Source organism: Pseudomonas pohangensis (assembly GCF_900105995.1).
In the GTDB taxonomy this organism is placed as follows: domain Bacteria; phylum Pseudomonadota; class Gammaproteobacteria; order Pseudomonadales; family Pseudomonadaceae; genus Aquipseudomonas; species Aquipseudomonas pohangensis.
Map to the genome: position 1 here is coordinate 2,103,977 of NZ_LT629785.1, position 24,724 is coordinate 2,128,700.

Annotated in this window: 26 protein-coding genes and 1 tRNA gene; 7 read left to right on the forward strand and 20 right to left on the reverse strand. The window is 57.1% G+C overall.

The genetic code is table 11. The features are described 5' to 3' along the window. Position 1: 1 nt before the first annotated feature. The gene (locus tag BLT89_RS09840) at positions 2-538 is read left to right on the forward strand and encodes a hypothetical protein (protein ID WP_157718844.1); all 537 of its coding nucleotides are present in this window, start codon (positions 2-4) and stop codon (positions 536-538) included. Positions 539-814: 276 nt separating this feature from the next. Here the strand turns inward: BLT89_RS09840 and BLT89_RS09845 are convergent, their stop codons facing one another. The 5 genes from BLT89_RS09845 to BLT89_RS09865 all read right to left on the reverse strand — a co-directional run bounded on the left by BLT89_RS09845 (position 815) and on the right by BLT89_RS09865 (position 7,580). Beyond that, positions 815-1,696: a hypothetical protein gene (locus BLT89_RS09845; RefSeq protein ID WP_231975002.1), complete on the reverse strand. Its 882-nt coding sequence runs from the start codon at positions 1,694-1,696 to the stop codon at positions 815-817. Continuing rightward, a complete protein-coding gene (locus BLT89_RS09850; RefSeq protein WP_231975003.1) occupies positions 1,693-4,467 on the reverse strand; it encodes a hypothetical protein in 2,775 nt (924 codons plus the stop codon). Before BLT89_RS09850 ends, BLT89_RS09845 begins: the two co-directional genes overlap by 4 nt. Beyond that, complete coding sequence (locus BLT89_RS09855) at positions 4,464-5,066, reverse strand: condensin complex protein MksE (protein WP_090194604.1); 603 nt, start codon at positions 5,064-5,066, stop codon at positions 4,464-4,466. Before BLT89_RS09855 ends, BLT89_RS09850 begins: the two co-directional genes overlap by 4 nt. After that, positions 5,063-6,217 carry a hypothetical protein gene (locus tag BLT89_RS09860; RefSeq protein ID WP_231975004.1) on the reverse strand — a complete coding sequence of 385 codons (1,155 nt, stop codon included), beginning with the start codon at positions 6,215-6,217 and terminating at the stop codon, positions 5,063-5,065. The genes BLT89_RS09855 and BLT89_RS09860 overlap by 4 nt, the downstream gene beginning before the upstream one ends. A 103-nt stretch (positions 6,218-6,320) precedes the next feature. Further along, complete coding sequence (locus BLT89_RS09865; RefSeq protein WP_090194608.1) at positions 6,321-7,580, reverse strand: ATP-binding protein; 1,260 nt, start codon at positions 7,578-7,580, stop codon at positions 6,321-6,323. A 247-nt stretch (positions 7,581-7,827) separates the two neighbouring features. Here BLT89_RS09865 and BLT89_RS09870 point away from each other — a divergent pair, with 247 nt between their 5' ends. The 3 genes from BLT89_RS09870 (at position 7,828) to BLT89_RS09880 (ending at position 10,339) form a co-directional block, all read left to right on the forward strand. Beyond that, complete coding sequence (locus tag BLT89_RS09870) at positions 7,828-8,556, forward strand: S24 family peptidase (RefSeq protein ID WP_157718845.1); 729 nt, start codon at positions 7,828-7,830, stop codon at positions 8,554-8,556. Between the two features lie 329 nt (positions 8,557-8,885). Next, positions 8,886-9,104: an excisionase family protein gene (xisR, locus tag BLT89_RS09875; RefSeq protein ID WP_090194612.1), complete on the forward strand. Its 219-nt coding sequence runs from the start codon at positions 8,886-8,888 to the stop codon at positions 9,102-9,104. Beyond that, a complete protein-coding gene (locus BLT89_RS09880) occupies positions 9,101-10,339 on the forward strand; it encodes an Arm DNA-binding domain-containing protein (protein WP_090194613.1) in 1,239 nt (412 codons plus the stop codon). Before xisR ends, BLT89_RS09880 begins: the two co-directional genes overlap by 4 nt. Positions 10,340-10,460: 121 nt before the next feature. Here the strand turns inward: BLT89_RS09880 and BLT89_RS09885 are convergent. The 4 genes from BLT89_RS09885 to dapA form a co-directional block, all read right to left on the reverse strand. Continuing rightward, a tRNA-Ser gene (locus tag BLT89_RS09885) sits at positions 10,461-10,550 on the reverse strand. 89 nt (positions 10,551-10,639) lie between these two features. After that, positions 10,640-11,509, reverse strand: a complete 870-nt coding sequence (locus BLT89_RS09890) for a phosphoribosylaminoimidazolesuccinocarboxamide synthase (protein ID WP_090194616.1) — start codon at positions 11,507-11,509, stop codon at positions 10,640-10,642. 81 nt (positions 11,510-11,590) lie between these two features. Further along, the gene (gene bamC, locus BLT89_RS09895) at positions 11,591-12,775 is read right to left on the reverse strand and encodes an outer membrane protein assembly factor BamC (protein ID WP_090194618.1); all 1,185 of its coding nucleotides are present in this window, start codon (positions 12,773-12,775) and stop codon (positions 11,591-11,593) included. A gap of 18 nt (positions 12,776-12,793) precedes the next feature. Then, complete coding sequence (gene dapA / locus BLT89_RS09900; RefSeq protein WP_090194620.1) at positions 12,794-13,672, reverse strand: 4-hydroxy-tetrahydrodipicolinate synthase; 879 nt, start codon at positions 13,670-13,672, stop codon at positions 12,794-12,796. Positions 13,673-13,836: 164 nt separating this feature from the next. Between dapA and BLT89_RS09905 the strand changes: the two genes are divergently transcribed. Next, positions 13,837-14,394: a glycine cleavage system protein R gene (locus BLT89_RS09905; RefSeq protein WP_090194621.1), complete on the forward strand. Its 558-nt coding sequence runs from the start codon at positions 13,837-13,839 to the stop codon at positions 14,392-14,394. A gap of 11 nt (positions 14,395-14,405) precedes the next feature. Further along, positions 14,406-14,879, forward strand: coding sequence for a peroxiredoxin (locus tag BLT89_RS09910; RefSeq protein WP_090194623.1), 474 nt, complete (start codon positions 14,406-14,408; stop codon positions 14,877-14,879). Here BLT89_RS09910 and BLT89_RS09915 read toward each other — a convergent pair. Beyond that, entirely contained in the window at positions 14,858-15,109 is a 252-nt protein-coding gene (locus tag BLT89_RS09915; protein WP_090194624.1) for a sulfurtransferase TusA family protein, read from the reverse strand. The genes BLT89_RS09910 and BLT89_RS09915 overlap by 22 nt on opposite strands. A 306-nt stretch (positions 15,110-15,415) precedes the next feature. Between BLT89_RS09915 and BLT89_RS09920 the strand changes: the two genes are divergently transcribed. Then, positions 15,416-16,849, forward strand: coding sequence for a M48 family metalloprotease (locus BLT89_RS09920; protein WP_090194626.1), 1,434 nt, complete (start codon positions 15,416-15,418; stop codon positions 16,847-16,849). A gap of 15 nt (positions 16,850-16,864) precedes the next feature. Here BLT89_RS09920 and nadA read toward each other — a convergent pair whose 3' ends face one another. The 10 genes from nadA to ybgC all read right to left on the reverse strand — a co-directional run bounded on the left by nadA (position 16,865) and on the right by ybgC (position 24,718). Continuing rightward, positions 16,865-17,923, reverse strand: coding sequence for a quinolinate synthase NadA (gene nadA, locus BLT89_RS09925; protein WP_090194628.1), 1,059 nt, complete (start codon positions 17,921-17,923; stop codon positions 16,865-16,867). Positions 17,924-18,024: 101 nt separating this feature from the next. Further along, positions 18,025-18,699: a 7-cyano-7-deazaguanine synthase QueC gene (gene queC, locus BLT89_RS09930; RefSeq protein ID WP_090194630.1), complete on the reverse strand. Its 675-nt coding sequence runs from the start codon at positions 18,697-18,699 to the stop codon at positions 18,025-18,027. A gap of 1 nt (position 18,700) precedes the next feature. Further along, entirely contained in the window at positions 18,701-19,348 is a 648-nt protein-coding gene (gene queE, locus BLT89_RS09935; protein ID WP_090194631.1) for a 7-carboxy-7-deazaguanine synthase QueE, read from the reverse strand. Between the two features lie 128 nt (positions 19,349-19,476). After that, positions 19,477-20,295, reverse strand: a complete 819-nt coding sequence (gene ybgF, locus BLT89_RS09940) for a tol-pal system protein YbgF (RefSeq protein WP_090194633.1) — start codon at positions 20,293-20,295, stop codon at positions 19,477-19,479. A 6-nt stretch (positions 20,296-20,301) separates the two neighbouring features. Beyond that, positions 20,302-20,808, reverse strand: coding sequence for a peptidoglycan-associated lipoprotein Pal (gene pal, locus BLT89_RS09945; RefSeq protein WP_090194635.1), 507 nt, complete (start codon positions 20,806-20,808; stop codon positions 20,302-20,304). Positions 20,809-20,863: 55 nt separating this feature from the next. Continuing rightward, entirely contained in the window at positions 20,864-22,162 is a 1,299-nt protein-coding gene (tolB, locus tag BLT89_RS09950; RefSeq protein WP_090194637.1) for a Tol-Pal system beta propeller repeat protein TolB, read from the reverse strand. Continuing rightward, entirely contained in the window at positions 22,159-23,094 is a 936-nt protein-coding gene (tolA, locus tag BLT89_RS09955) for a cell envelope integrity protein TolA (RefSeq protein ID WP_090194638.1), read from the reverse strand. Before tolA ends, tolB begins: the two co-directional genes overlap by 4 nt. Next, positions 23,094-23,552 carry a protein TolR gene (gene tolR, locus BLT89_RS09960; protein ID WP_090194641.1) on the reverse strand — a complete coding sequence of 153 codons (459 nt, stop codon included), beginning with the start codon at positions 23,550-23,552 and terminating at the stop codon, positions 23,094-23,096. The genes tolA and tolR overlap by 1 nt, the downstream gene beginning before the upstream one ends. Before the next feature lie 11 nt (positions 23,553-23,563). Then, the gene (gene tolQ / locus BLT89_RS09965) at positions 23,564-24,259 is read right to left on the reverse strand and encodes a protein TolQ (protein ID WP_090194643.1); all 696 of its coding nucleotides are present in this window, start codon (positions 24,257-24,259) and stop codon (positions 23,564-23,566) included. A 21-nt stretch (positions 24,260-24,280) separates the two neighbouring features. Beyond that, positions 24,281-24,718, reverse strand: a complete 438-nt coding sequence (gene ybgC, locus BLT89_RS09970) for a tol-pal system-associated acyl-CoA thioesterase (protein ID WP_090194645.1) — start codon at positions 24,716-24,718, stop codon at positions 24,281-24,283. Positions 24,719-24,724 lie beyond the last annotated feature (6 nt).

Below are 24,724 nucleotides of genomic sequence, written 5' to 3' on the forward strand. Positions count from 1 at the left end.
AGTGCTTCTTTTGGACGGTTTTGCTGCAAATAGCCAAGAAAAGGCGAAACATTTGGTAGATTTAGAAACCAGTTTCCAACCAAACACACAAATCAAGGTAATGGCCATGTACGATCGACGCACTGACGCAGAGCGTGCCCAGGATGAGAAAGAAGAGCTGGAGTGGCTCCGCATGCAACAGGAGCAGGCCAACCGCAAGACCGCGGCGTTACGGGCCGAGCTGGAACGCATGAAAGCGATCGCACAATCGGGCAGCGGCCCCAAAAATGTAAGAGGGAGTGTTACGAAAGCACTGCTCCCACGAATTGACATCCTGCGCGAGGCGACGCGCTTGGGGACGCCAATTACTCAGCAGAAGGAAATGCTGGAAAGAGCCGGGATCATCGTCAGCTACAACAGCCTGCGGAAATTCATTCAGAAATTTCTAGCCCGTGAATATCGCGATTATCTGGCGAATGCACGAACTACGGGGGCCGACCCTGACTTCGGGCGGGAGCTAGATCCTGACGTGATACTGAAGAACAGCCCTCCTGGATAGACGGAGACAACTGCAGCAACTCAATCAAAGTGGCATTTCAATGAATTGTTGGGCATAACAATGCGTAGAAATGCACAGCAATGCTCAAGAATTCGCGGAAATGCGTAGTAATTAAAATCAATTCGAAGCAATTCGAAGCAATCGGCAGGAATGCGTTCAGATCCAGCTCGAGAACACACAACTAAACACAACGCTCCACCCGACGCAGGAGCTGCCGCTCCTTCTCTGCCGAACTGGGTGTTAGTCACTGCTAGCCTTGCTCAACTCAAAACTGCTTCACGGCCCGGCAGATAAAAACACTACCTCCTGCTCCAGCGCCATTGCGCTGGACTGCAATGCGTGGCACAAGTCTGCCAACTCCGGCTGCATGCCCAAGGCTGTGAGCCGCGCTACGGCATCCTGAAAATTTGCCAGGTTGTCTTGCCAGATCTTCCGATTGCCGTAGCGCTGTATTAAGTCTCGCCAACCGGGAATCATCCAAAATTCGCATGCATCTCCAACCCTTTCACGCAGACGGGCAAAATTCTGCAGGCCAATTCCGTCGCAATCGGGAAACAAAATAATCTGAGAGGCTCTTGGTTTTGCCTGCAACCAGTCGAGCACCACACCACTGAGTTGCCCCGCGTAATAGCAAAGGGTGCCGCAGGCCCCTGTAGGTAGCCATCTCAGGTCGTCAAACAGCGCCTGATTCTCCACCAGCCATAATGGCGAAGCACTGCTCCAGTCATCCGCTGGCCGTATCGCCAGTGTTGCCGCGCCACACAACTGTGTAATCGCCGGAAGATCCACTTCTTGACCCTGCCCATCGTGCCAGCGAACCGATTGATCAATGGATTTCAAAATCAGGTATTGGCAGGCGTGACCGGCAGCACTACCTTTTGAGCTGCGAAACATGCCTACATTGGCTGCACGTATTGGCAGATCATCATGAACAGCATCACCCTGCAGCGGCCGTAACTGACGCAAGTGTGCTTCTGCCAACGGCCGGTCAATCACCCGAAACAGACTTCCACGACCCTGACTCTGCAGGCGGACTGCACCTGTTTTGCGCGCGAAGTCGTCAAGCGCCCCACGCTGTGCCAGGGTGAACTGGCTGTGGGCAAGCCCATTCTCGCTGGCCAGTAACTTGCCTAAAGCATCGGCCAGGGCGCCACTCATGGACGCATCACCGATTGCTTGGGTTCCAGAACCTGCCAGCTTTTCTGACTGATCTGATTGAAGCCATTGTGCCGGCTGATCGGCACGCAGTAGCGCGCGGTTGCCAGGGGCGCCGGAGACGCAAAAATCAACGCAAAGCCAAACTCCGCGGCCGTCTCGATCAGGCTGGTCTGGTTTGGCCCGTCCAGGGCCAGCGCCTCATCCAGATAGCACGCTGCGCGCACCGTCTGACGCTTGTCCTGCATCTGGTGCAGCAGTGCCAATCCAGTAACCAGCTTGGCCATCAACACCGTTCCGTTGGATGCAGCCCCATCAATATCAGCGAAAGCCTCGGGCTTTTGTCCATCCTTGCCAACGATGAAGCTGAGGTAAAACAAATGCTCCACCCGCAGACCACCGCGCGCCTCCCCTTCGCGAATCAGCAAGGTCTTGGCGCGATTCAGCGTGTCATCATCCAAAACACTGCCATGATTGAACAGCTCGAACGTTTCACCCGAACCCACCTGCTCGGCCGTGCTGATCAACTTCTCGATAGCATCAACCAGCTCGCGCTGATCTTCCGGTTCGATTTTGAACACAGCAAGGTCCGATAAACGCCGGCGACCGATCAGCTGGTTGAACTGACGCATCTTGCTATTGAATGTCTGCAATCCATCCCGCAATTGACGCAGGCATGCGGTGACGTTAACCACGGCAGTGCGTGCGGCACGTTCAATAGCCTCGCTCTCCTGTGGCAGAAGCCTGGCAAATTCGAGCATGCGCCCGGTCTCACTGTCTCTGTCTTCGCTCTGCTGGTACTTGGTCAGACCGCCAGCATGCAACTCGCCAAGCACGCCGCGAATCTTGTCCTCAAGACGCAACAGCTGTTGGCAGTCCTTCTGATAGGCTTTAAGCGCTCCCGCCAAGGATCCCAGCGACAGCTCTTCAGCGGCCAGCCACTCATGGCGGGGTAGCTCATGCAGATAATTGAACAGCGCCGGGCTGTCACTGCGGGATTCACGCAGCTGACAGATGCTTTGATGCTGTTCATCCAGCTCTTTCAGCTTGTCCAATGCTGCGCTCAAAGCTGCTCGAAGGCGATCTTCCTCTTCCCGCATGTTCGCCAGGTACAGACCGATATGCTGCAGTTTGTGCTGTAACTGTGCCTCCTGCTCCTCGCGCGCCTCGCAATTGGCACGCAAGGCTTCCAGCTCGTCGAATTCAGCCAGCTCGCGCTCGATTTGTTTGCGCTTGCGATCCAGCTCGTCCTTGCGCTGTTTGGCAGTCTGCATTTCTTCAGCTACCTGCAGTTGCAACTGCAGGGCGCTAAGTCGTTGCTGCTGTTCCGTCAGTTCCTGCTGTAGCTGGGCCGCACTGCGCTGGCTGTGTTGCTGCGGCAAACCATCTATCTGCAACGCCAAACCTGGCAAGACCAGGCTGTCAGCGTTCTGCAACCATTGCTGCAGCGTGACCTTGAACGCAGGCCCATCCAGTTGGAAGTCACCCTCCCCCAAGGTCATGGTGCTGCGACTGAACAGCCGGTTGATTGCCTGCAGTTGTTCGGCACTCAGCGCCTGTTGCAGGTGCTGATATAGATTGCCCGACAGCGTCTGTAATTCGCGCTCAATCTCTTGCAGCTTGCCACGCACTTGCTGTTGCTCTCGGCGGATCTGCTCAACCGTGCGGCTGCCCGCCTCTCGAACGAGGCTGACTTGCTGCTCATAGTCTTCAGTGGCTTGAGCAAGGCTTTGTTGCAAAATCCGCCGCCCGCTGATCAGCGCAAACCGCTGCTCCAGCGCCTTCTGTCGCCCTGACTGGCTCGCTAACGCTTTTGAATCCTGCTCAAGCTGAAACTTTTGTTGCAGCTTCTCATCACGTTCATGTCTGAGTCTTATGCCGGCATCTTCAGCCTGCTGCTGCTCTGCCAGACTGTCCAGGCGTCGCTGCTGATACCAGCTTTGCCATTGCATCAGACACTGATCAATCTGCGGGCGGAAATAACAGACCTTGCCGCGCAAGGTCAGCTGTTCCTCATGCAAGGTTTCAAGCTCAACCAAGCGCTCACGTTGAGTGAAAGCCGCCTGATACTGCGCTCGATCAGCGTTAACCTCTGCAAACGCTTTGTCCCATTCCAGCTTGAAGTCGATCTTGGAATCTGGAAGGTCGCGGCCAAAGATCAGCAACAGGTATTCTTTAACCTCGTTCGACTGCAGCTGATCCAGGCGCAAAGTCCGCGTGAGAACCCGCTGAAACACCTCAGCCTGACTCGCCTGTTCCAGACGAAATACGCAAAAGTCACCCTGCTCACTACGCTTTCGCTTCCCACTTCCGTACACCATGCCGGCGAACTCAGTGCTGCTGTATCGCTCCACCAGACGACCACGACGGGCCAGATGGCTAACCAGTTGGGGTTGAGCTACCAGGCTGTTATCTTCAAAGCGAAAATCATCAACGACCAACGGCCCGCGATAAGCAAAGTATTCATAGTCATAGCTGACGCCTTTGCCCACGCAGCCAAGCACCACTGTGCCGGTTTCCGGCAGCAGCACTTCAAGCAGGATATAGGCGCTATTGTTCGGGAAATAAAAGCGCCGACTGCGCTCCACATCGTACGAGCCAAAGTCCATGCGCCGCTTGTCGATGATCAGCAGAAACTGCAATGCATTGATCAGGCTGGTTTTGCCGGTGTTATTCGGTGCCACCAGTGAAACGGCTGAATCCAGGGGCAGCTCTGCACGTTGATAGCCTGCGCTATTGAGCAGAACCAGGCGTTGAAAACCATACTCGATCATGGCTCTTCACCTTCATCATCAGTTTGCTCAGTCAGCACCACCTCGGACTCTGCGTCATCGGCATCGTGCGGCTTGGCAGCCAGTGACTCGAAATGATCGAGGTAACGCCATACAGCTGGCAGAAGGCGCCAACCGCCACTGGCCACTTCGGCAAGACAGTAATTGCAGGCACGATCAAGCAGGCCCGCCAAATTCTGCTCATCCAGGCCTTCAGCCTGTAGCAAGTCATGACTGCGCTCCATGAGTGCAACAAGCAGGTCTCGATCCAGTATCCAGTCACCAAAACGCCCCAGATGCAGCCCCTGATCAGACATGTGTTCAAAGATCAGCATAAGCAGCAAGGCCAGTTGGCGAGTGGTGACGTTGACCGCGCTATTGGCGTTGTCAAAGTGAAACCAGGCAAAACCGCGTGCATCTACGCGCAACTGATAACCAAGGCTGCTGAAAAGAGCCTGGTATTGTTCTTGCTCCTGCTCCAGTTCAGCCCAAAGTGCAGGCTCAGCAACTCGATTCAAGTGCCTGCCGGCATTGAACAGTTTAAAAAGCTCACCCAAGCGCGGCATTCGCCCCACATACAAGGTGGCCGGTTGATTGGTCATGGGTAAATTCCGTGGGGATAATGGATCACGTTGAGCGTGTTCAATTCGGTGCTATGGCGCTGGTCCGACTGTGCAACTTGCCAATCCACCTCACCGATCAGCTCATGGTAAAGGCGCAGCAAAGTAGCATCGTTGAGGTGGGGATACTCGGCGCGCAACCAGTCCAGCAGGCTGGTTACCGGCAGGCATCCTGCCAATCTCAGGCGTAATTCAGTGCTATCGACCAGTTGCAATTCATCCACGGAAACTGCGGGAGCTTCTTCTGGAAAAGCGGTGCTGCTCGCCTCAAAGCGCTGCGCTTGAGCCATGATGGTTCTTATTTCATCGCCTGCCGAGATCCGTCTTGGTCGATCCGCTCGCCACACAGGCAGGTCATTCGGGCGGAAGGTCCGCTGCAAACCGCGTTTGCGAACCAGGCCAAGCAGGTAACTGATATTGGCTGACAAGGTATTGTGCTGACGTAGCTCTTCGCGAAGCGGTAGCAAGGTATCGCTGCACTGCTTGAGTACCTCGCGCCCGAGCTTGCGCAACTCTTTGGCCTGGAAAGCAGCCTGGCGCACCAGTTGGCGCAGGGTGTATAGCGCACCCTGAGCGGTCAGAATGTCGTGACTGAAATCGAGGGACCGTTCCGCCTCTTCAAGGTAGCGATAGAAAGTTCCGCTGGGGCCGCTATCCATCATGGCGGCCATGGGTTCTACATAGTCGTCGTAAGCCTGCAAAACCTCACGATAGCGACGGCTCGCAGACATCTGGCTGTCATTCGACTTGGCTTTCTCGGCAATTTCCAGAATCGCATGACGGTCCTGATCCAATTGCAGACTGATCTGTCGAAACAAATCGGCCAGCATTGCGCAGGCCTGCCTGAGTGCGTCCAGATCACGTTGCTCCAATGCGGCATTCAGGCGCCCCGTCGCCTCGCGAACACCTTGCACCCTGACTTGTAAAACAGCGGACAAACCCAGCTCATGCTCGCGGGTCAGGCCTTTTACAAACTCCAGAACATGGCCATTGAGTTGCAGCAAAATGTCCCTCGGCAACACCAGCAGAATCTCGGCGTTGATCAGCGCACGCAACGCTGCCTCGCGCTCATCAAGCGTCTTGCTGGCATCCACCTTGCCCATCATTGCCAACACCTGTGATGGCTCAAACACGGGCACTTCACGCGAGCGTTGCGTCAACCACTCGACAATTTGCCAGTGGAGATACAAGGCTTGGACAAGTGAGCGCGGGTTAACCAAATGAGCCTCCTTGCTGCTAACTCAGTGAATTGGGGATGGCCGTCCACAGCTGATCCATAGGAACGGCAAAAGCATTCGGAATGAGAGACAGGGGCAACGTACTGGTACCGGTATAGAGTAAAATTCCGCCCTGCCAACTGTGGCCAGCCTGTTCGGCCAGACGGGCCAGACCACGGCCATCCTTGCCCTGCACGGAAGCGGCCTTCTTGATCTCCACGCCCCACAAGCGGTCGTCCTGCTCGATGACCAGATCGACTTCGAGCTGGTCCTTGTCGCGGTAATGGGAGAAGCGCAGTTCGTTGTCGACCCAACCGGCCTGGCAGATCAATTGCTGTACGACGAAGCTCTCCAGCATGCCGCCAAAGGCATTGTCGGGGCGGTGCCAATCGGCGGTTTTCAGGTTGGCCAGCGCGCAGCCCAGACCGGAGTCGACGATGTGGATCTTCGGTGCCTTAATCAGGCGCTTGGCGGCATTGCGGTGCCAGGCGGGCAGTGTTCGTATCAGGAACAGACGCTCAAGTACCGAGAGGTAGCGGCCGATGGTGTCGCGCTGCAGGCCTGTGTCCTGGGCCAGGTTGCTGATGTTGATCAGGCTGCCGGTGCGCAAGGCGATGAGCTGAAGCAGGCGCAGCAGTTCATCGCCATCGCGGATATTGGCGATATCCTGCACATCGCGCTGGATGATGGCATTCAGATACTGACGGAACCATTGCCGGGCACGCGGTTCGGTTCGCGTGTTGGGCTCCGGATAACCGCCCCACACCACGGCCTCGGCAACGCCGGAAACCGGCGATTGCAGGCCGCTGATGGCCGGCCTTATCTGACCGGACAGCAGGCTTTCGATCAGGGAATGTTGGCTGTGCTGTTTTTCCTGCTCGGACAGCGGGTTGAGGTAGATCACTTCCATGCGACCGGCCAGTGATTCTTGCACGCCGGGCAGCAACAACAGGTTGGCCGAACCGGTGAGGACGAAGCGCCCAGGGCGTCGGTCGTTATCCACGGACAGTTTGATGGCGGACAGCAGCTCAGGCACCCGCTGCACTTCATCGAGGATGACCTGCTGCGGCAGACCGGCTACGAAGCCAATCGGGTCATAGCGGGCGGCAGCGAGCAGCGTGGCGTCGTCGAAAGAGACATACGAACGCTCTGGTTGCAGCTGGCGGGCCAATGTGGTTTTTCCAACCTGGCGCGGCCCAAGAATGCAGACGACTGGAGTGTCGCTCAGTGCGTCCAGTACCTGCTGCTGCAGATATCTCGGGTGGTGTGTGACGGTCACGGGGCTACCTGATGAGGGCAAAGAACTGGCTGAGCACAGTGTAAGAGCGCTGGCGGATTCCGTCCAATTGCATGATCAAGTAGCGTCCAATTGCATAATAGATATCCGTCTATTTGCGATATTAAAAATCAGGAATCTTCGGCGCATCCGCGCGTTATTGCCTGTCTCCTTTCATATGCTAGAATGCAAGCACACTTGTATTTACTGCGCAGGCATAGTCACAGAGACTGCTTGTCGGTTGGCGGACATGAACATAACAGACCGAATGACAGAATTATTGCAGGCGCGCGGCGTAAAGCCGCGAGAAGTTCGGCGCACGTTGTCGAATGCTTGCGGAATCACCTATGAAGCGGTGCGCCAATGGTTCGCTGGGGATACTGCAAACATAAAGAATGAGCACCTCATGAGTATTGCTTTGGCGTTCAGAACTTCAGTTGACTGGCTCTTAACTGGAAATGGCCAGCGGGATTTTTCGACGTTCAAGGGCAGTGCTGCCGCGGAGCCATTACATGAAGATGCACCTAGAGACACCACCGGGGATGAATACTTCCACCGCGATGACGGATTGATACCTATATTTGGTACTGCAAAGCTAGAGGAAAATGGCTATTTCGAGTCTGTTGACTTTCCAGCAACCCCTGAAAATGGATTTGTTCGAATAACCAGCGTCGACAGTGGCGCTTACGCCCTTAAAGTTATTGGAGATGCACTTCAGCCGCGCATCCGAAGTGGTGAATTTGTGCTGATTGAGCCAAATAATCCCTACATAACAGCAGGTGAAGAGGTGCTCGTCCAAGTTGACGATGGATCACTTGCAAAGTCTATGATCAAAATTTTCAAGGACAAGCAAGACGGCTTATTCCACTTTTTTTGCATCAATGGTGCGCACCCTCCTCTGACTATCGATGAATCGTCAGTTATAAAAATGCACTTAATCAGCGCCATCATAAATCCATCCCGCTATTTGCCTGCGTGACCCGGTAATGTGATATTGGACCAACAAGGTCTCAGCCCCTTTTAGCTTCTGCATAGCTATGTTAGCTGGCTTGTGGGTTGTCCAGCAGTATCTGGAACCACTGGTAACCTGCCTATCGAAGTAACACTCCCGCTTAATCAAGGCCCGCCATGTTCGGGTTTTGTGTCTGAACAAAAGCACGATGCAAGTATGCTTGCATTATAAATACAAGCATGCTTTTATACTGCAAGTCGACCTTGGTACGGGTCGGCGCTCCACACAATCATCATCCAGCGAAAGTTGCTGCCGATGCTGATCCGAGAACTGAAGCATCTTGAAGGTGATATGCCATGACAACCGCAGAGAAACTAGATTTTCGCATCACCCCCGCCGAGTGGTTTCGCGGGAATTTGCTTGCCCCTATTTTTGGCATCAGCAGCGAAGCAGCGCGGAAGTACCGCGAACGAGGGGTGTGGCTGGATGGCAAGCACTACAGAAAAGACCCAATGGGCAAGTACGTCTTCAACCGCCAGGCAATCTCCAATTGGATGCAGGAAAGGGCCACGTGAGCAAAGTGCTGCCAAGGGGCGTCGCTAAACTACCCCGGGGTGTCGAGCTAAACGGCAATCAGATCCGAGTCTCATTCCAGCTGCATGGGCAGCGGTGTCGGGAGACCGTACCCGGGGTCATCACAATCGACAAGGCGTCAATCGCCTATGCCGACAACAAGCGCCGAGCGATCCTTACCGAGATCAAAGAAGGCCGCTTCGACTACGCCCAGCACTTCCCAGAATCAGCAAAGGCTGCGGCGCTCTCAGGCACTGACGGGCCAGGCACAAGGCGGACCGTTGAGGAAGGGGTGCACAGATGGTTGCAGGTTCAGCTGGCCAAAAAGGCCACCAGCACCTACGTCAACTATGCCAGCAAGGCGAAGCACGTTATTGCCTGGGCAGGACCACGGCGCATCGCCGATATTGGAAAGTCAGACCTAGAGTTGTTCCAAGCAAAACTATTGAAGGCAGGTTTTGCCCCAAAGACCGTCAACGACATATTCACTGTGGTTCGGGGAGTGTGGGGCGATGCCTTTCAGGACGGTATTCTGCGTACCAACCCGCTAGATCGCATAAGTAACATCGAACGCGACGATGAAATCGAGTTTGCCAACCCATTCACCAGGGACGAGATGGAGAACATTGCTGTTGGAGATCTGGGGCGCATGCCAGATGTGAGGATGCTCTTGTTCAATTGCTGGGCAGGCCTTTCGCTTTCGGAAATCATCGCGCTGGCCGTCGAAGATGTTGATCTTGAAACTGGAGGTGTACACGTCCGCCGCGCTCGCGTGGGTGTTGAGTACAAGGTACCAAAGGAACGATCGCGTATTCGCTTTGTCGAGATGATCACTCCGGCCATGGAGCTTATGCGTCAGATACTGCTCGACGCAGCGTCCTACCCTGCCGGCACGCTTGAGATCATCCAGCGGGACAACATCAGCCGAAAGCAGGAGCGGGTCACCCTGCTCTTCCGAAATTCGGTGAGCGGAATACCCTGGAGCGGCCAGAACGTCAGCGAGTGGTTCACCGCCCACTTGAAGCGCAGCAAGGTAGCGCACCGCGGCCCGAACCAATGCCGGCACACCTTCGCCAGCCAGGCTATTTCAAGTTATGTGCCACTGGAGTGGGTAGCGCGCCAGCTCGGGCACGCTGACACCACCATGGTGAAGAAGCACTACGCCAGGTGGATGCCCGGTAATACGAAAAGCATGGCAAAGATGGTGTCTGAAATGATGGGCTTCGAAACGGTCTAGGGCGGTCAGATGCGGCCTGGAAGGTGCCAATTTCGTCCTAAATTTGTCCTAAACGATATTTCTGAAAAGAAAAAGCCCCTGGAATTATTAATGATTTCAGGGGCTTAGACTTAATTTGTAGTGGCGGGAAGATAGGGATTTGAACCCTAGGTGCTATTGCTAACACAACGGATTTCGAATCCGTCCCGTTCGGCCACTCCGGCATCTTCCCAGCGGCGCGCATGATAGCAGCCGAAACGGGCGAGGCGAACCCCGGGAGGGATTATTTTTACGCTTTTCGGGGCCTGGCCGCCTTTCTACTCAGCTGGTCAGACGTGTCAGCGCTTCGCGATACTTGTTAGCGGTTTTCTGTGCCACCTCGACTGGCACCGCCGGGGCTGGTGCCTGCTTGTTCCAGCCGGTCGACTCCAGCCAGTCACGCACGAACTGTTTGTCAAAGCTGGGCGGATTGCTGCCTTCAGCGTAGCTGTCGGCCGGCCAGAAACGACTGGAATCCGGGGTCAGCACTTCATCCATCAGCGTCAGGGTGCCGTTTTCATCCAGTCCGAACTCGAACTTGGTGTCGGCGATGATGATGCCGCGGGTTGCCGCATATTCGACGGCGGCGCTGTACAGGGCAATCGAGGTATCACGCACCCTGGCCGCCAGTTCGGCACCGATGATCGCTTCACACTGGGCAAACGAGATGTTCTCGTCATGATCACCTACGGCCGCCTTGGTCGAGGGAGTGAAGATCGGCTGCGGCAACTTGGCCGCCTCTTTCAGCCCGGCAGGCAGGCGGATACCGCATACCGTGCCGTTCTTCTGGTATTCCTTCCAGCCCGAGCCAACGATGTAGCCACGCACAATCGCTTCCACAGCCACCGGCTTGAGGCGCTTGGCAACCACGGCACGCCCCTCGACCAGCGGCAATTCGGCCGCCGACACCACGTCCTCGACCCGGTCGCCGGTGAAATGGTTGGGTACCAGACCACGCAGTTTGTCGAACCAGAAATTGGAAATCGCGGTGAGAATCTTGCCCTTCTCGGGGATCGGCTCGTTGAGGATCACGTCGAATGCCGACAGGCGATCGGTGGCCACCATCAGCATGCGCTTGTCGTCGATCTCGTACAGATCACGGACTTTGCCCGAGTAGATTTTTTTCAGACCGAGGGAAGCCGGTGTAGTCATTGTGTATTTCCGTCTTGAAAAAATACGGGCGAAAACCGCGTGGTTTTCGCCCATGAAAGTTCATCAGTCAGGCTTGGCGTCTCAGGGGCGCCCCTGCCCTCCGGGACCTCCCGGACCTCCGTGCATGTTCGGATCGGGGGCCAGGATGCCGGTGCGTATCTCGCTGAGTAACTGCTTGGCCTCTTCGTAAGGTGCCGCGGTGTTCTGGCTGGTCTGCACCGTTACCTGCACGCTGCTGCCAACCTGGAGCAAATGCACGGTATAGCGCTGCGACTGGCTCACACCATCTTCCGCCTCAACCTCGTCATCCGGACCGCCGGTGATCCAGTCGAAGAAGCCCGGCTCTTCACGAGTCGGTGCACTGGCTGGCTTGGACATGTCGATGTAATACACCCCGGTAGTACGATCCAGGTCGTCTACGCGGATATCGACCACTTCGAGCGCTCGCCCGATGCTTGACCAGGCGCGGTCGTAATCCGTACCAAGGGTCAGCAGGGGATTGCCGCTGGCATCATCGCTCAGAACCGCCCGTGAAGGGGAGTCGAAGTCGCGCTCGGCCAACAGGGAAACCTGCTGGGTCTCCTGATCATTGGTTGCCATACTGGTCATCATGCCGTCGAGCAGGCTGGTTTCCACGCCGGTATCGGTCAACCACTCCAGATCCTCATCGCCGCTGTCCTTGTCGCGCAAGGCAGTCGCCACGAATACTTCGGTGGTGTTTTTCTGTACGCCGGGCTCTACACGCACGCGAATACGGATATCGCTATTGGCATTTTCGTCTTCGTCATCTTCGGAGCCTGGGCCCAAAGCAGCCGAAAGGTCCTGACGTGGTTGCCAGGCAGTGAGGAACTCACCGGTAGTCTGGTTCTGCGAAGCAATCTGGAAACCGCTGGCTTCGAAGAATTGCAGAGCCATCGGCCAGACTTCCGCCGGTGTGCGCTTGGCCACCAGCCAGCGAATGTCATCTTTCTTCTGCAAGGTGAAGTCGCTGTATATGCCGGTAGTTGGCAGCAGCAGCGGTGGCCGTGGCACTTCATATTCGGTGACGCGGGTGTTGGCCACATTGGTTGGAATCTGCAGCAACGGGTCCAGAGGTTTGCTCTGTACCCCTTGCGGCAATTGCATGGGCGCGGTTTGCCGCGATTCGAGGTAATCGTCAGAACGGTCACGGAAGTAACCGTCCTTCCCGGTGAGACCCAGCCAGCTGCAGGCGCTGGTACTGGAGATAATCAGGGCGAGCGCGGACAACCCGGCAATTCGCTTCATGCGCAGTAATTCCTTGAATTAGGCCAATATGCCGGACTGGCGCATGGCCTGCCGCAGAGGTTCATGACAGTTCTGGCTCAGCCAGGTCAGCGGCAAACGTATGCCTTCGGGAATCAGGCCCATCTCGTGCAGCGCCCACTTCACCGGAATCGGGTTGGACTCGATAAACAGCGCCTTGTGCAACGGCATCAGCTGTTCATTGATGGCGCGCGCTGCAGCTGCTTCACCGCGCATGGCGGCAGCACACAGATCACTGACGGCACGCGGTGCGACATTGGCGGTAACCGAAATATTGCCCTTGCCGCCAAGCAGAATCAGCTCGACCGCCGTGGCATCATCACCGGAATAGACCAGGAAGTCCTTGCTCACCAGATCGAGCACCTGCCTGGCGCGCTGCAGGTCGCCGGTGGCTTCCTTGATGCCGATGATGTTATCCACCGTAGACAGGCGTGCCACGGTTTCCGGCAGCATGTCGCAGGCGGTACGTCCGGGCACGTTGTAGAGAATCTGTGGAATCGCCACCGACTCAGCGATATGCCGGAAGTGCAGATACAAACCTTCCTGGGTGGGCTTGTTGTAATAAGGTGTAACCAGCAGACAGGCATCGGCGCCGGCTTGCTTGGCCGCCGTAGTCAGTTCAACCGACTCACGGGTTGAATTGCCACCGGTGCCGGCAATTACCGGAATCCGCCCGTTAACCTGGTCGACCACACGCCGGATCACTTCGACATGTTCGGCCACGTCGAGTGTCGCCGACTCACCGGTGGTGCCGACAGCGACTATGGCATTGGTGCCTTCCTGCAGGTGGAAATCCACCAGCCGCGTCAGGCTCTCCCAATCCAGACCACCCTGTGCATTCATGGGCGTGACAAGTGCCACCATACTGCCCGCAATCATGCAACCGCTCCTGCTGTAAATTAAGAGCGTTATGGTACTGGCGCCACCTGCCTTGCACAAGCAATGGACATGCCCGGCATTCCCCTCAGCCCGCCTTTTCGATAACCTGCCGGCCTGTGTTACAGGTTTGCACCTTGCCAACCTCTCTTTCTTAGGAATGCTGCATGTCCACCCCTCCCGTTCGTGAACAATTCCTCGTCATCTGCGCGCTGGGCTCCAATTCCATGGAGTTGACCAATGTGCTGTGCCGGGTAAGCCAGGAAAACCGCTGCGCCATTACCAGTACACGCCTTAGCCGGCACGGCGAACACAGCGCACTGGTGCTGCAGATCGCCGGCAGCTGGGATGCGCTGGCACGCCTGGAAGCCAGCCTGCCGGGGCTGGCGAAGAAACACCACTTCACCCTCAGCGTAACCCGTAGCGGCGTACAGGAACCACGTCCGCAAGCCTTGCCTTACGTGGCTTACGTCAGTTCAGTGTATCGTCCGGACATCCTCAACGAGCTTTGCCAGTTCTTCTCCGATCACAAGGTCGAGCTGGAAAACCTGACCTGCGACACCTACCTCGCGCCACAGACCGGCGGCACCATGATGAATGCCACCCTGACGGTGACATTGCCCGCCGGTACCCAGATCAGCTGGCTGCGTGACCAGTTCCTCGATTTCGCCGACTCCCTGAACCTGGACGCACTGATCGAGCCCTGGCGTCCACAACAGGCATAAAGGATTACTCCATGAGCACTGCCATTGACCAACAGGTACCCGATTTCACTGCCCAGGCGACCAGCGGCCAGCAGGTAACGCTATCTGCACTCAAGGGCAATCAGCTGGTGATCTACTTTTATCCGAAAGACAGCACCCCGGGCTGCACGACCGAAGGGCAGGATTTCCGCGACCTGTACGCGTCTTTCCAGGATGCCGGGACACTGATCTTCGGCGTATCCAGGGACGGCCTGAAGTCCCATGAAAACTTCCGCAGCAAACAGGCCTTTCCCTTCGAACTGATCAGCGACAAGGAAGAAGCGCTCTGCCAGCTATTCGACGTCATCAAGCAGAAGAAGCTGTATGGCAAGGAGTACCTGGGGATTGAGCGCAGCACCTTTCTGCTTGACAGTGAGGGTGTGCTGCGCCGCGAGTGGCGCAAGGTCAAGGTTGCCGGACATGCCGCCGAAGTACTGCAAGCGGCTCAGGCCTTGCGCAACCAGTAACCGTAAATGCCATCGACCTGCATTTCATGCTCCATGCGGTGCCCGGCCAGCCGTGTAAAGGAATGAAAATCCCGTTGCGAACCGGCGTCGGTTGCCAATACCTTGAGCACCGCACCGGAAGGCAGCCGATTGAGTTCCAGCTTGGCCCGCAGCAAGGGCAACGGACAGCTCAGTCCACGGGCGTCCAGCTCGGCATCAAAGGGGTAATCGGGACAGGCCTTATCAGTCATTTGAACTCCTGGGGAACCTCTGAAAAACTACTGTTCGTGCAAAAGCACTGCATTCGCAAAGAATTCACAAAGCACCACGCAGAACCTGCTTTAGCGCCGCGCACAAGGAACAGCCAGCGAATCAGATGCTCATTAAAAGCGCGTAAATTGTACTCACCATGAATTTCCGCCTGAGCCTTGTATTGCTCGCCAGTCTTTGCAGATATCCCTGAACGGGCGAACCAGTCTACTCAAGGCCAGCAACTGCTGGCCAGCCGCACCTTCACACAGCTACAGTATGAATCACCTGAACAAGAGCCTTTGAGCATGCATCACTTGCGCCACTCCCTGCTGACCCTTGCCTGCCTGATGACTGCACCCGTTGGCGCCAGCGATCTTCCGTCCTTTGGTGACTCCAGCTCGGGAATCGTCTCCCTGCGCCAGGAGCGCGAGCTGGGTCATGCCTATCTGAGCATCATTCGCGGCCAGACCGAACAGATCCCCGACCCGCTGCTCAAGGACTATCTGGAAAGCAACGTTTACCGCCTCGCCGAATCCAGCGAGGTGCAGGATCGCCGGTTCAATTTCATCCTGCTCAAAAGCAACCAACTCAACGCCTTTGCCGCGCCCGGCGGCATCATTGGCGTAAACGGCGGTTTGTTCCTGTATGCGCAAACCGAAGGCGAATTCAGTTCGGTGCTGGCGCACGAATTGGCTCACCTGTCACAACGCCACTTTGCCCGCGGCATCGAGGCCCAGCAGCAGATGCAGCTGCCGGCCATGGCGGGCATTCTCGCCGGTATCGTTGCCATGGCAGCCGGCGCAGGCAATGCCGGCATGGCGGCAATCGCCTCCACCCAGGCCGCAGCCATGCAGGAAAGTCAGCGTTTTTCCAGACAGAATGAACAGGAAGCGGACCGCATCGGCATGCAAACCCTGGAAAACTCCGGCTACGACCCGCGCAGCATGCCTGACATGTTCGGTCGCCTGCTGAGCCAGTACCGCTATAACAGCAGGCCACCTGAATTCCTCTTGAGCCACCCGGTTACCGAATCGCGGATTGCTGACACCCGCAACCGCGCGGAGCAATACCCTGCCGGGGGCGTCAAGGACACCACGCGCTACCAGCTGATGCGCGCACGCACCCAGCTGGTCTTTGAAGAAACCCCAGGCTTAGCCGCCAAGCGTTTTCAGGCCATGCTGAACGACAACCCGAAGTTTGATCCTGCACGTTACGGGCTGGCGATAGCACAAATACAGGCTGAGCAGATCAAGCCGGCAGGTGAAAACCTCAAACAACTACTGGCCAAGGCCCCCAACGAAATCGTCTACAACCTGGCCCAGATCGAGCTGGACATGAGCGCCAAGCGTTACGGTGATGTCCGCAGCCGGCTCGACACGCTGCTCAAGACCTTCCCTGACAACTACCCGGTGCTGCAGGCGCAAGTAAACCTGCAAGTCAAGCAAGGGCAGAAGGTGCAAGCAGAGGAAACCCTGGACCAGCTGGTCAAGATGCGCCCCTATGACCCGGAAATCTGGTATCAGGTCGCCGAAATTCGCGGCCAGAACGGTAACATCATCGGCCTGCATCAGGCTCGCGCCGAGTACTTCGCGCTGGTTGGCGACTACCGCCAAGCGATTGAGCAATTGAATTATGCCAAGCGCCGTGCGGCCTCGAACTTCCCTTTGGCAGCACGCATAGACGCTCGCCAGAAGCAACTCATCGAGGAACAGGAAATCCTTCAGTCCATGATGCGCTGAGCCCGGACAGGCTGCTCAGGCATTACCTGTGACCCGCAGGTGCGCCGCCCGATTGAAGTCCAGCATGCGCTTGAGTGGCAGTACCGCACGCGGAATCAGCGCCGCATCGACCAGCACTTCTCCGCTGCCATTGCGCAGGCAATCAAGGGTGCGCTGCAAGGTGTTCATCGCCATCCACGGGCAGTGCGCGCAACTGCGGCAAGCCGCGCCATTGCCAGCCGTTGGCGCCTCAACGAAGGTCTTGCCCGGACACAACTGCTGCATCTTGTAAAAAATGCCGCGATCAGTGGCGACGATGAACATCTGCTGGGGCAACGTCTGCGCGGCCTTGATCAACTGACTGGTTGAGCCAACGGCATCTGCCAGTTCGATTACCGCCTCCGGCGACTCCGGATGCACCAGAACGGCAGCCTGCGGATACAAGGCCTTCATTTCCAGCAACTGGCGCGCCTTGAACTCTTCATGGACGATGCAGGCCCCATCCCAGAGCAACATGTCGGCACCGGTTTCGCGCTGGATGTAGCGGCCCAGATGCTGATCCGGCGCCCACAGGATCTTCTCGCCGTTGTCCATCAGGCTTTCAACAATTTCCAGCGCGCAGCTGGAGGTCACCACCCAATCCGCGCGGGCTTTCACCGCTGCCGAGGTGTTGGCGTACACCACCACCGTACGTTCCGGATGCTGGTCACAGAATGCCGAAAACTCATCCACCGGACAGCCCAGATCCAGCGAACAGGTGGCTTCCAGCGTTGGCATCAGTACGCGCTTTTCCGGATTGAGAATCTTCGCCGTTTCGCCCATGAATTTGACGCCGGCCACCAGCACGGTCTGCGCCGCGTGCTGATTACCGAATCGGGCCATTTCCAGTGAATCGGAAACGCAGCCACCGGTTTCCTCGGCCAGCGCCTGAATCACCGGATCGCAATAGTAATGCGCCACCAGTACCGCATTCTGGCGCTTGAGCTCAGCGGCAATCTGCTCACGCAGCTCAGCTTGCTGTTCTGCAGACAGGATAACTGGCTGTTTGGCATCCAGATGGGCCTGAACCAGCAGGCGTTCGGAAATGTGCGTCATGATCGCGGACCTTTGAGAGCGAGCAGGCTTGTGTACAGCCGAAATATACCATTCGAAGTGCAGTTCCCGGAGTCGCCTGAAACCGGAAAAACACAGGCAAGCTATTGATAATGCGTAGGATCAGCCAGCTCAGCCGCGGCAAAGCCTGCAGCACGCAAACGGCAGCTATCACAGCGACCACAGGCCCGCCCCAAGGCATCGGCCTGATAACAGGAAACCGTCAGCCCGTAATCAACCCCGAGACGGGTTCCGGCCTGAATGATTTCAGCCTTGCTCAGGTACTGCAGTGGTGCCTGGATACGAAAGCCCGGACCCTCTACCCCGGCCCTGGTAGCCAGATTGGCCATGCTTTCGAAGGCGCTGATGAACTCGGGGCGACAGTCCGGATAGCCGGAATAATCCACCGCATTCACCCCTATGAAAATGTCCTGCGCCTGCAGCACTTCGGCCCAGCCCAATGCCAGCGCCAGAAACACCGTATTGCGTGCCGGCACATAAGTCAGCGGAATGCCTTCACCCGGTGTTTCGGGTACCGCGATACTTTCATCGGTCAAGGCCGAGCCGCCAATGCCGTTGAGGTTCAGACCTATCACCTTGTGCTCGATCACGCCCAGTTGCCGGGCAATCTGCTCGGCTGCGGCCAACTCGGCACGGTGACGCTGGCCATAATCAAAACTCATGCTGTAGCAGCTGAAACCGTCTGCCCGGGCCATCGCCACGACGGTCGCCGAGTCGAGGCCACCAGACAACAGGATGACTGCACGCTTTTCGTTCATATCAATGTCCCGGCACGTCATTCCAGAGAATCTTGTGTAGCTGCAACTGCAGGCGCACCGGCAGATTGTCAGCAATGATCCAGTCCGCCAGCTGCCGCGCCGGCAGCTCATGCTGGCTGGGCGAGAACAGTACTTCGCCAGCACGTTGCTCCAGGCGATACTCGATCAGCTTGGAAACCGCCCAGTCGTAGTCCTTGCGCGAACAGATAACGAATTTCACCTGATCATGTGCGGTCAGCAACGCGATATTTTCATAGCGGTTGCGCGCGACCTCCTGCGAATCCGGTGTTTTAAGGTCAAGCACACGACTGACACGCGGATCAACAGCCGCTATATCCAGTGCACCGCTGGTTTCCAGCGAGACCTGGTAACCGGCATCGCACAACTGCTGCAGCAGCGGGATGCAATTGGGCTGTGCCAACGGCTCGCCACCGGTCACGCAGACATACCGCGGCTGGTAAGTCGCCACCTGGGCAAGAATCTCCTGCAGGGTGCAGAGCTCACCGCCACTGAAGGCATAGGCGGTATCGCAATACTGGCAGCGCAACGGACAGCCGGTCAGGCGAACAAACACCGTCGGCAAGCCGGCAGTACGTGTCTCGCCCTGCAGGGAGTAGAAAATTTCGGTAATACGCAGTGTTTCTGACATGGGACCACGGGCGTGACAGCTAAACAGGCCATCCGCCTCCGTTGTGTCGTGATGACGAAAATAGGGATGGCGATTCTAACGAAAAAACCCGCGACTGGCGCGGGTTTAGTCCAGCCAAAGCTGTCTGACTACAAGCCTTTGAGGTCGCGCTGGGCCAATTGGGCAGCGGAACTGCCCGGATACTGACTGACAACCTGCTGCAAAATCGACTTGGCCTGAGCGGTGTTGCCCTGTCGCAATTCGACATCGGCCAGCTTGTACAGCGAATCCGGCACTTTCTGATGATCAGGATAGGACTTGCTGACCTGGGCAAAGGCCTGAGCGGCTGCGGGCAAATCGCCTTGCGCCAGGCTTACTTCACCCAGCCAGTACTGCGCATTGCCCGCGTACTGACTATTGGGATACTTGCGCAAAAAGCCGCTAAATGCCTGACTGGCCTTGGCAAAGTCGCGGGTCTTGATCAGATCGAAAGCCGCATCGTAGTAGAGCTTTTCTTTTTCCGGGTCAGCCGGTCCAGCGCTGGCCGCAGACGGATTCTGTACAGGAGCAACAGGCATCACCGGAGCATTACCGGCATTCATCGCAGTACCAGGCTGACTCTGATTCAGCGGAGCACCGGCAGCGCCAGTACCCAGACGCCGATCAAGATCCTGATAGCGATCCAGACTTTCCTGCTTCAAGTTACGAATTTCGTTTTGCTGCTCTTCCAGCAGACCACGCAGTTGCTGCACTTCCTGCTGGAGTTGCTGCAACTGCATGAATACCTGTCCTTGTGCCGAAACCGGGGCAGCTGCCCCGGATCCAGCATAGGAAGCCGCACTCCCATAACCTGCCGACGAATAGCCGCCACCTGCAGCATTGTTACCTTCGACGACAGGTACTTCGGCCAGTGCTGCCAGAGGCAGGCCAAAGGCCAATAACGCGAGAATGCGATTGAGCTTGGTCATGACTGCTTACTTGGTCATCTCTACGCGGCGGTTCTGCGCCCACGCCTGCTCGTCGTTACCCAGCGCAACCGGACGCTCTTCACCATAGGAAATGGCTTCCAGCTGTGCCGGGGAAACGCCCTGCAGTACCAGATAACGCTGTACGGTCTGAGCGCGACGCTCACCCAGTGCCATGTTGTACTCGCGGGTACCGCGCTCGTCGGTGTTACCTGCCAGCACTACGCGCTGACCATTGGCTTTCAGGTCACGTGCATGCACGTCGAGGGCACGCATGGCCTCAGGCTGCAGCTCGGCGCTGTCGTAGGCAAAGTAGAATACGGTGATAGCGCGCAGTGCAGCTTCATCGCTCATGCTGCTGTCCAGACCGGAGGCACCATTGGCGCTAGCGTCATAACCGGCATTCGGATCAACAGCGCCTTCACCGGCGGCATCGCCCTTCTTCGAGGAACAACCCACAACAACGGCCAGGGCCAGGGCAACGGCGGCAATTTTGCCGAATTTCAGCATTTCCATTTTGTAACTCCTAGTAAATCGAGGTGTTGGATCATGTTTGGCTTGGTAGCCGCTTTTAGTTCAGATAGGGCGACCAGGAAGGTTCCTGAACTTGGCCTTGGGCAGTGGGAAGCGGCGTTCTCACTCGACCGTTGGTCGAAGCCAGCATCAGAACGCCCCGACCCTGCTGGCGGGTAGCGTAGATTACCATGGTCCCGTTGGGCGCAACAGTGGGCGACTCATCCAGACTGGTTTCCGAAATTATCCGCAAACTGCCGCGCTGCAAGTCCTGCGCAGCGACGCGAAACACTGCATAGCCGTCCTGGCGATGCACCATGACCAGCGTTTTCTCATCTGCCGACAGCTTCGGATTGGCATTGTAGTTGCCGACGAAGGTGACTCTCTGGGTCGCGCCAGTATTGATGTTGACCTTGTAGATTTGCGGCTTGCCGGCACGATCCGAGGTGAAGTAGATGGTCTGGCCATCCTTGCCCCAGAACGGTTCGGTATCGATACCCAGCTGATTGGTTACGCGCTTGAGCTGGCGTGTAGCCACATCCATCACATAGATTTCCGGATTACCGTCCTTGGACAGCACCAGGGCCAGGCGGTTGCCATCCGGCGACCAGGCCGGGGCGCCATTCAGGCCGGAGAAATCGGTCATCTGCTCACGCCGGCCGGTGTCCACATACTGGATGAAGATGCGTGGCCGCTTCTGTTCGAAGGAGACATAGGCGATGCGCTTGCCGTCAGGCGCATAGCTGGGTGACAGAATCGGCTCCCGCGACTGCAGCAGGGTCACCGCACGGGCACCATCATAGTCAGAGCGCTGCAGGGTGTAACGGGCATTGTTGGGGGCAAAACGTTCGACTGTCACGTAGAGCAGCTTGGTGGAGAACGCGCCGCGAATACCGGTCAGCTTGTCGAAGGCCTGATCCGAAATGTGATGTGCCATATCGCGCAACTGATCCATCCCGCCACTCACCGTACCGGCCATGACCTGCTGCTCGGTGGTCACGTTGTACAGGGAAAAATTCACCTGCAGCCGCCCGGCAGCCGGCGTGACATTGCCGATCAGCAGGTATTGCGCACCGACCGCTTTCCAGTCGCGGTAGATGATCTCTGCCGGCTGGGCTGGTTGGCTAATCATGTTCTGCTTGGCAATCGGCTCGAAAAAGCCCGAGTTGCGCAGATCATTGCCGATAATACCGGACATATCCTCCGGCAATACCACACCACCCTGCATGCCAAACGGCACTACGGCAATCGGTACCGCGCGATCAGTACCACGCGAAATCACCAGCGGCTCGGCCGCCTGGACACTACCGAGCAACAGACTCAGGCTCAGCAGCAGGATACGGGTAAGGGTGTTCACAGGGACAAGTCCTCCGGTTTGAAAATGACGCGACGCTGACGATACAGCTTGTCAAAGGTCGCACGATCGAGCTGCTGCATTTCCTGAATCCGGCCAACGTTGCGGACTGCCGCCACGGCCGAATTATCAAAGGGACGATCACCACTGGAGCGCGTCACGCTGGCATTGGTAATGGTGCCATCCGGCAACATCTCGATCATCACCTCGACGCTCATGCCGTTGCGCGCTGACGGTGGACGCTGCCACTGCTCGCTGACCAGCTTGATCAGCAGATCATCCAGATTGCCGGCCACCTGACTGCCAACGGTATCGGCCATGGCCTGCTGATACTGGGTGTCTTCGGCCAACAACTCGGCCAGCGCCTGGGCTTTTTTGTCCTCAGCGGATTTGCGCGCAGCGTCTTGAGCCGCTTTCTTCCTGGCGGCTTCGGCAGCAGCCTTTTTCTTGGCATCTTCTGCAGCTTTCTTTTTGGCATCATCCGCAGCCTTCTTCTTTTTGGCCTCTTCTGCGGCTTTCTTCTTCTCTTCCTCGGATTTCTTCCTGGCTATTTCAGCCTGCTTCTTCTGCTCGGCAGCCTTCTGTACTTCTTGTGCTTTCTTCTGTTCGGCGGCCTTCTTCTGTTCAGCCGCCTTGACTGCAGCAGCCTGCTTCTGCTGTTCGATCTTCTTGGTTTCCAGTTGTTCGACCTGATTGCTCGGTGCCGCGGTTTTCTTCGCCTCTCCGGCTATCTTCTGCGGGGTCTGGGTGGTTGCCTGACTCTGCGACTTGAGCTGATACAAGGTGGTCTGGATGATCGGGCGCGCCGGAGGCAGCTCGGGAGTGAACTGGAAACTGACAAACAGCATGGTAAAAATCAGCAGGTGCAGCACAACCGCCCAGACCACAGGCCAGAAATAGCTTTCCGAGGATGAACGCTCGATCAGTTGACGCATCAGGGGGCCTCGGTAATCAGCCCGACATTGCTGACGCCAGCCTGCTGCAGACCACCCATGACTTTCATCACCGCCTCATAGGGCACGCGTTTGTCACCACGGACGAACACCTGCACCGCCTTGCCCTGCCCGCTGTTGGCGCCAAGAATACTGCTCACCGCCTCAATCAGTTTCGGCAGCTCGGTGGATGTCTCGCTACCCTTGCCCTGATCGGGATCGACCTCTTCGCCCATGTTCCAGTAATAGCTCTGGTCCGCCTTGATCGAGATGGTCAGCACCCGCGAGTTGTTGTCCTGCGGCAGCGCCTGGCTGGATACCTTGGGCAGGTCGACCTTGACGCCCTGATTGAGCATCGGCGCAGTGACCATGAAAATGACCAGCAGTACCAGCATCACGTCGATGTAGGGCACCACATTCATTTCCGAGACGGGTTTGCGTCTGTTGCGGATTCTTGCCATGACGTCAGCCCTCACTCATCGGAGCTGTGGACTTTACGGTGCAGGATCGCCTGAAACTCATCTGCGAAGGTGTAATAGCGGCCAATCAGCATCTCGCCGCGGGCGGCAAAGCGGTTATAGGCAATCACCGCCGGAATCGCGGCAAACAGGCCGATTGCCGTGGCAATCAGCGCCTCGGCAATCCCCGGCGCTACCGTGGCCAGAGTTGCCTGCTGCACCTGGGCCAGGCCGCGGAACGAGTTCATGATGCCCCACACCGTGCCAAACAAACCGACGTAGGGGCTGGTAGAGCCAACGGTCGCGAGAAACGGCAAGCTCTGCTCGAGCTTCTCTTCCTCGCGCGAAATGGCCACGCGCATGGCGCGGTTGACACCGTCCATCACCGCATCCGGATCAAAGCTGGATTGCTGGCGCAGCCGCGAAAATTCCTTGAAACCGGCGCGGAAAATCTGCTCCAGTCCCGAGTCCGGGTCCGGACTGCTGCCGACCTGACGGTACAGCTTGGACAGATCGATACCCGACCAGAAACGCTCCTCGAAGTTGTCGAGACTGCGCTTGGCGTGACGCAGCAGGCTGCTGCGCTGGAAAATCATCACCCAGGAAGTGACCGAAGCGGCCAACAGCGCCAGCATCACCAACTGCACGACAAAGCTGGCATTACTGATAAGATTCCACATGGACATGTGGTCGACGGCGTTAGCTTCCACGCTGCATCTCCTGCTAAAAACTTACTGGGAAAGCCCCGAATCCATGGCGAAGGCTGCATGCAACGCTTCGGGAATGGCCCGTGGCTTCAAATTGTCGGCGCGCACACAGGCCACCAGAAACTGTCCTTCACATAGCAGCTGACCGTCTGCAACACGTCTGACCTGCTGCCGGAAACGCAGACTCGCACGCTTGAGCTCAACCACTTCAGCCGTCACCTGCAAGGCATCATCCAGTCTTGCCGGCGCCAGATAGCGCGCTTCTATGGAATGCACCACAAACAGCAGGCCCTCTTCCGCCAATTGCGACTGGGCGTAACCCAGACTGCGCAAACGCTCGGTACGGGCCCGCTCCATGAATTTCAGGTAATTGACGTAATAAACGATGCCGCCGGCGTCGGTGTCTTCGAAATACACGCGACAAGTCAGGCTGAAGGGCTGGGCATCTTTCTGAACGCGCATACTCTA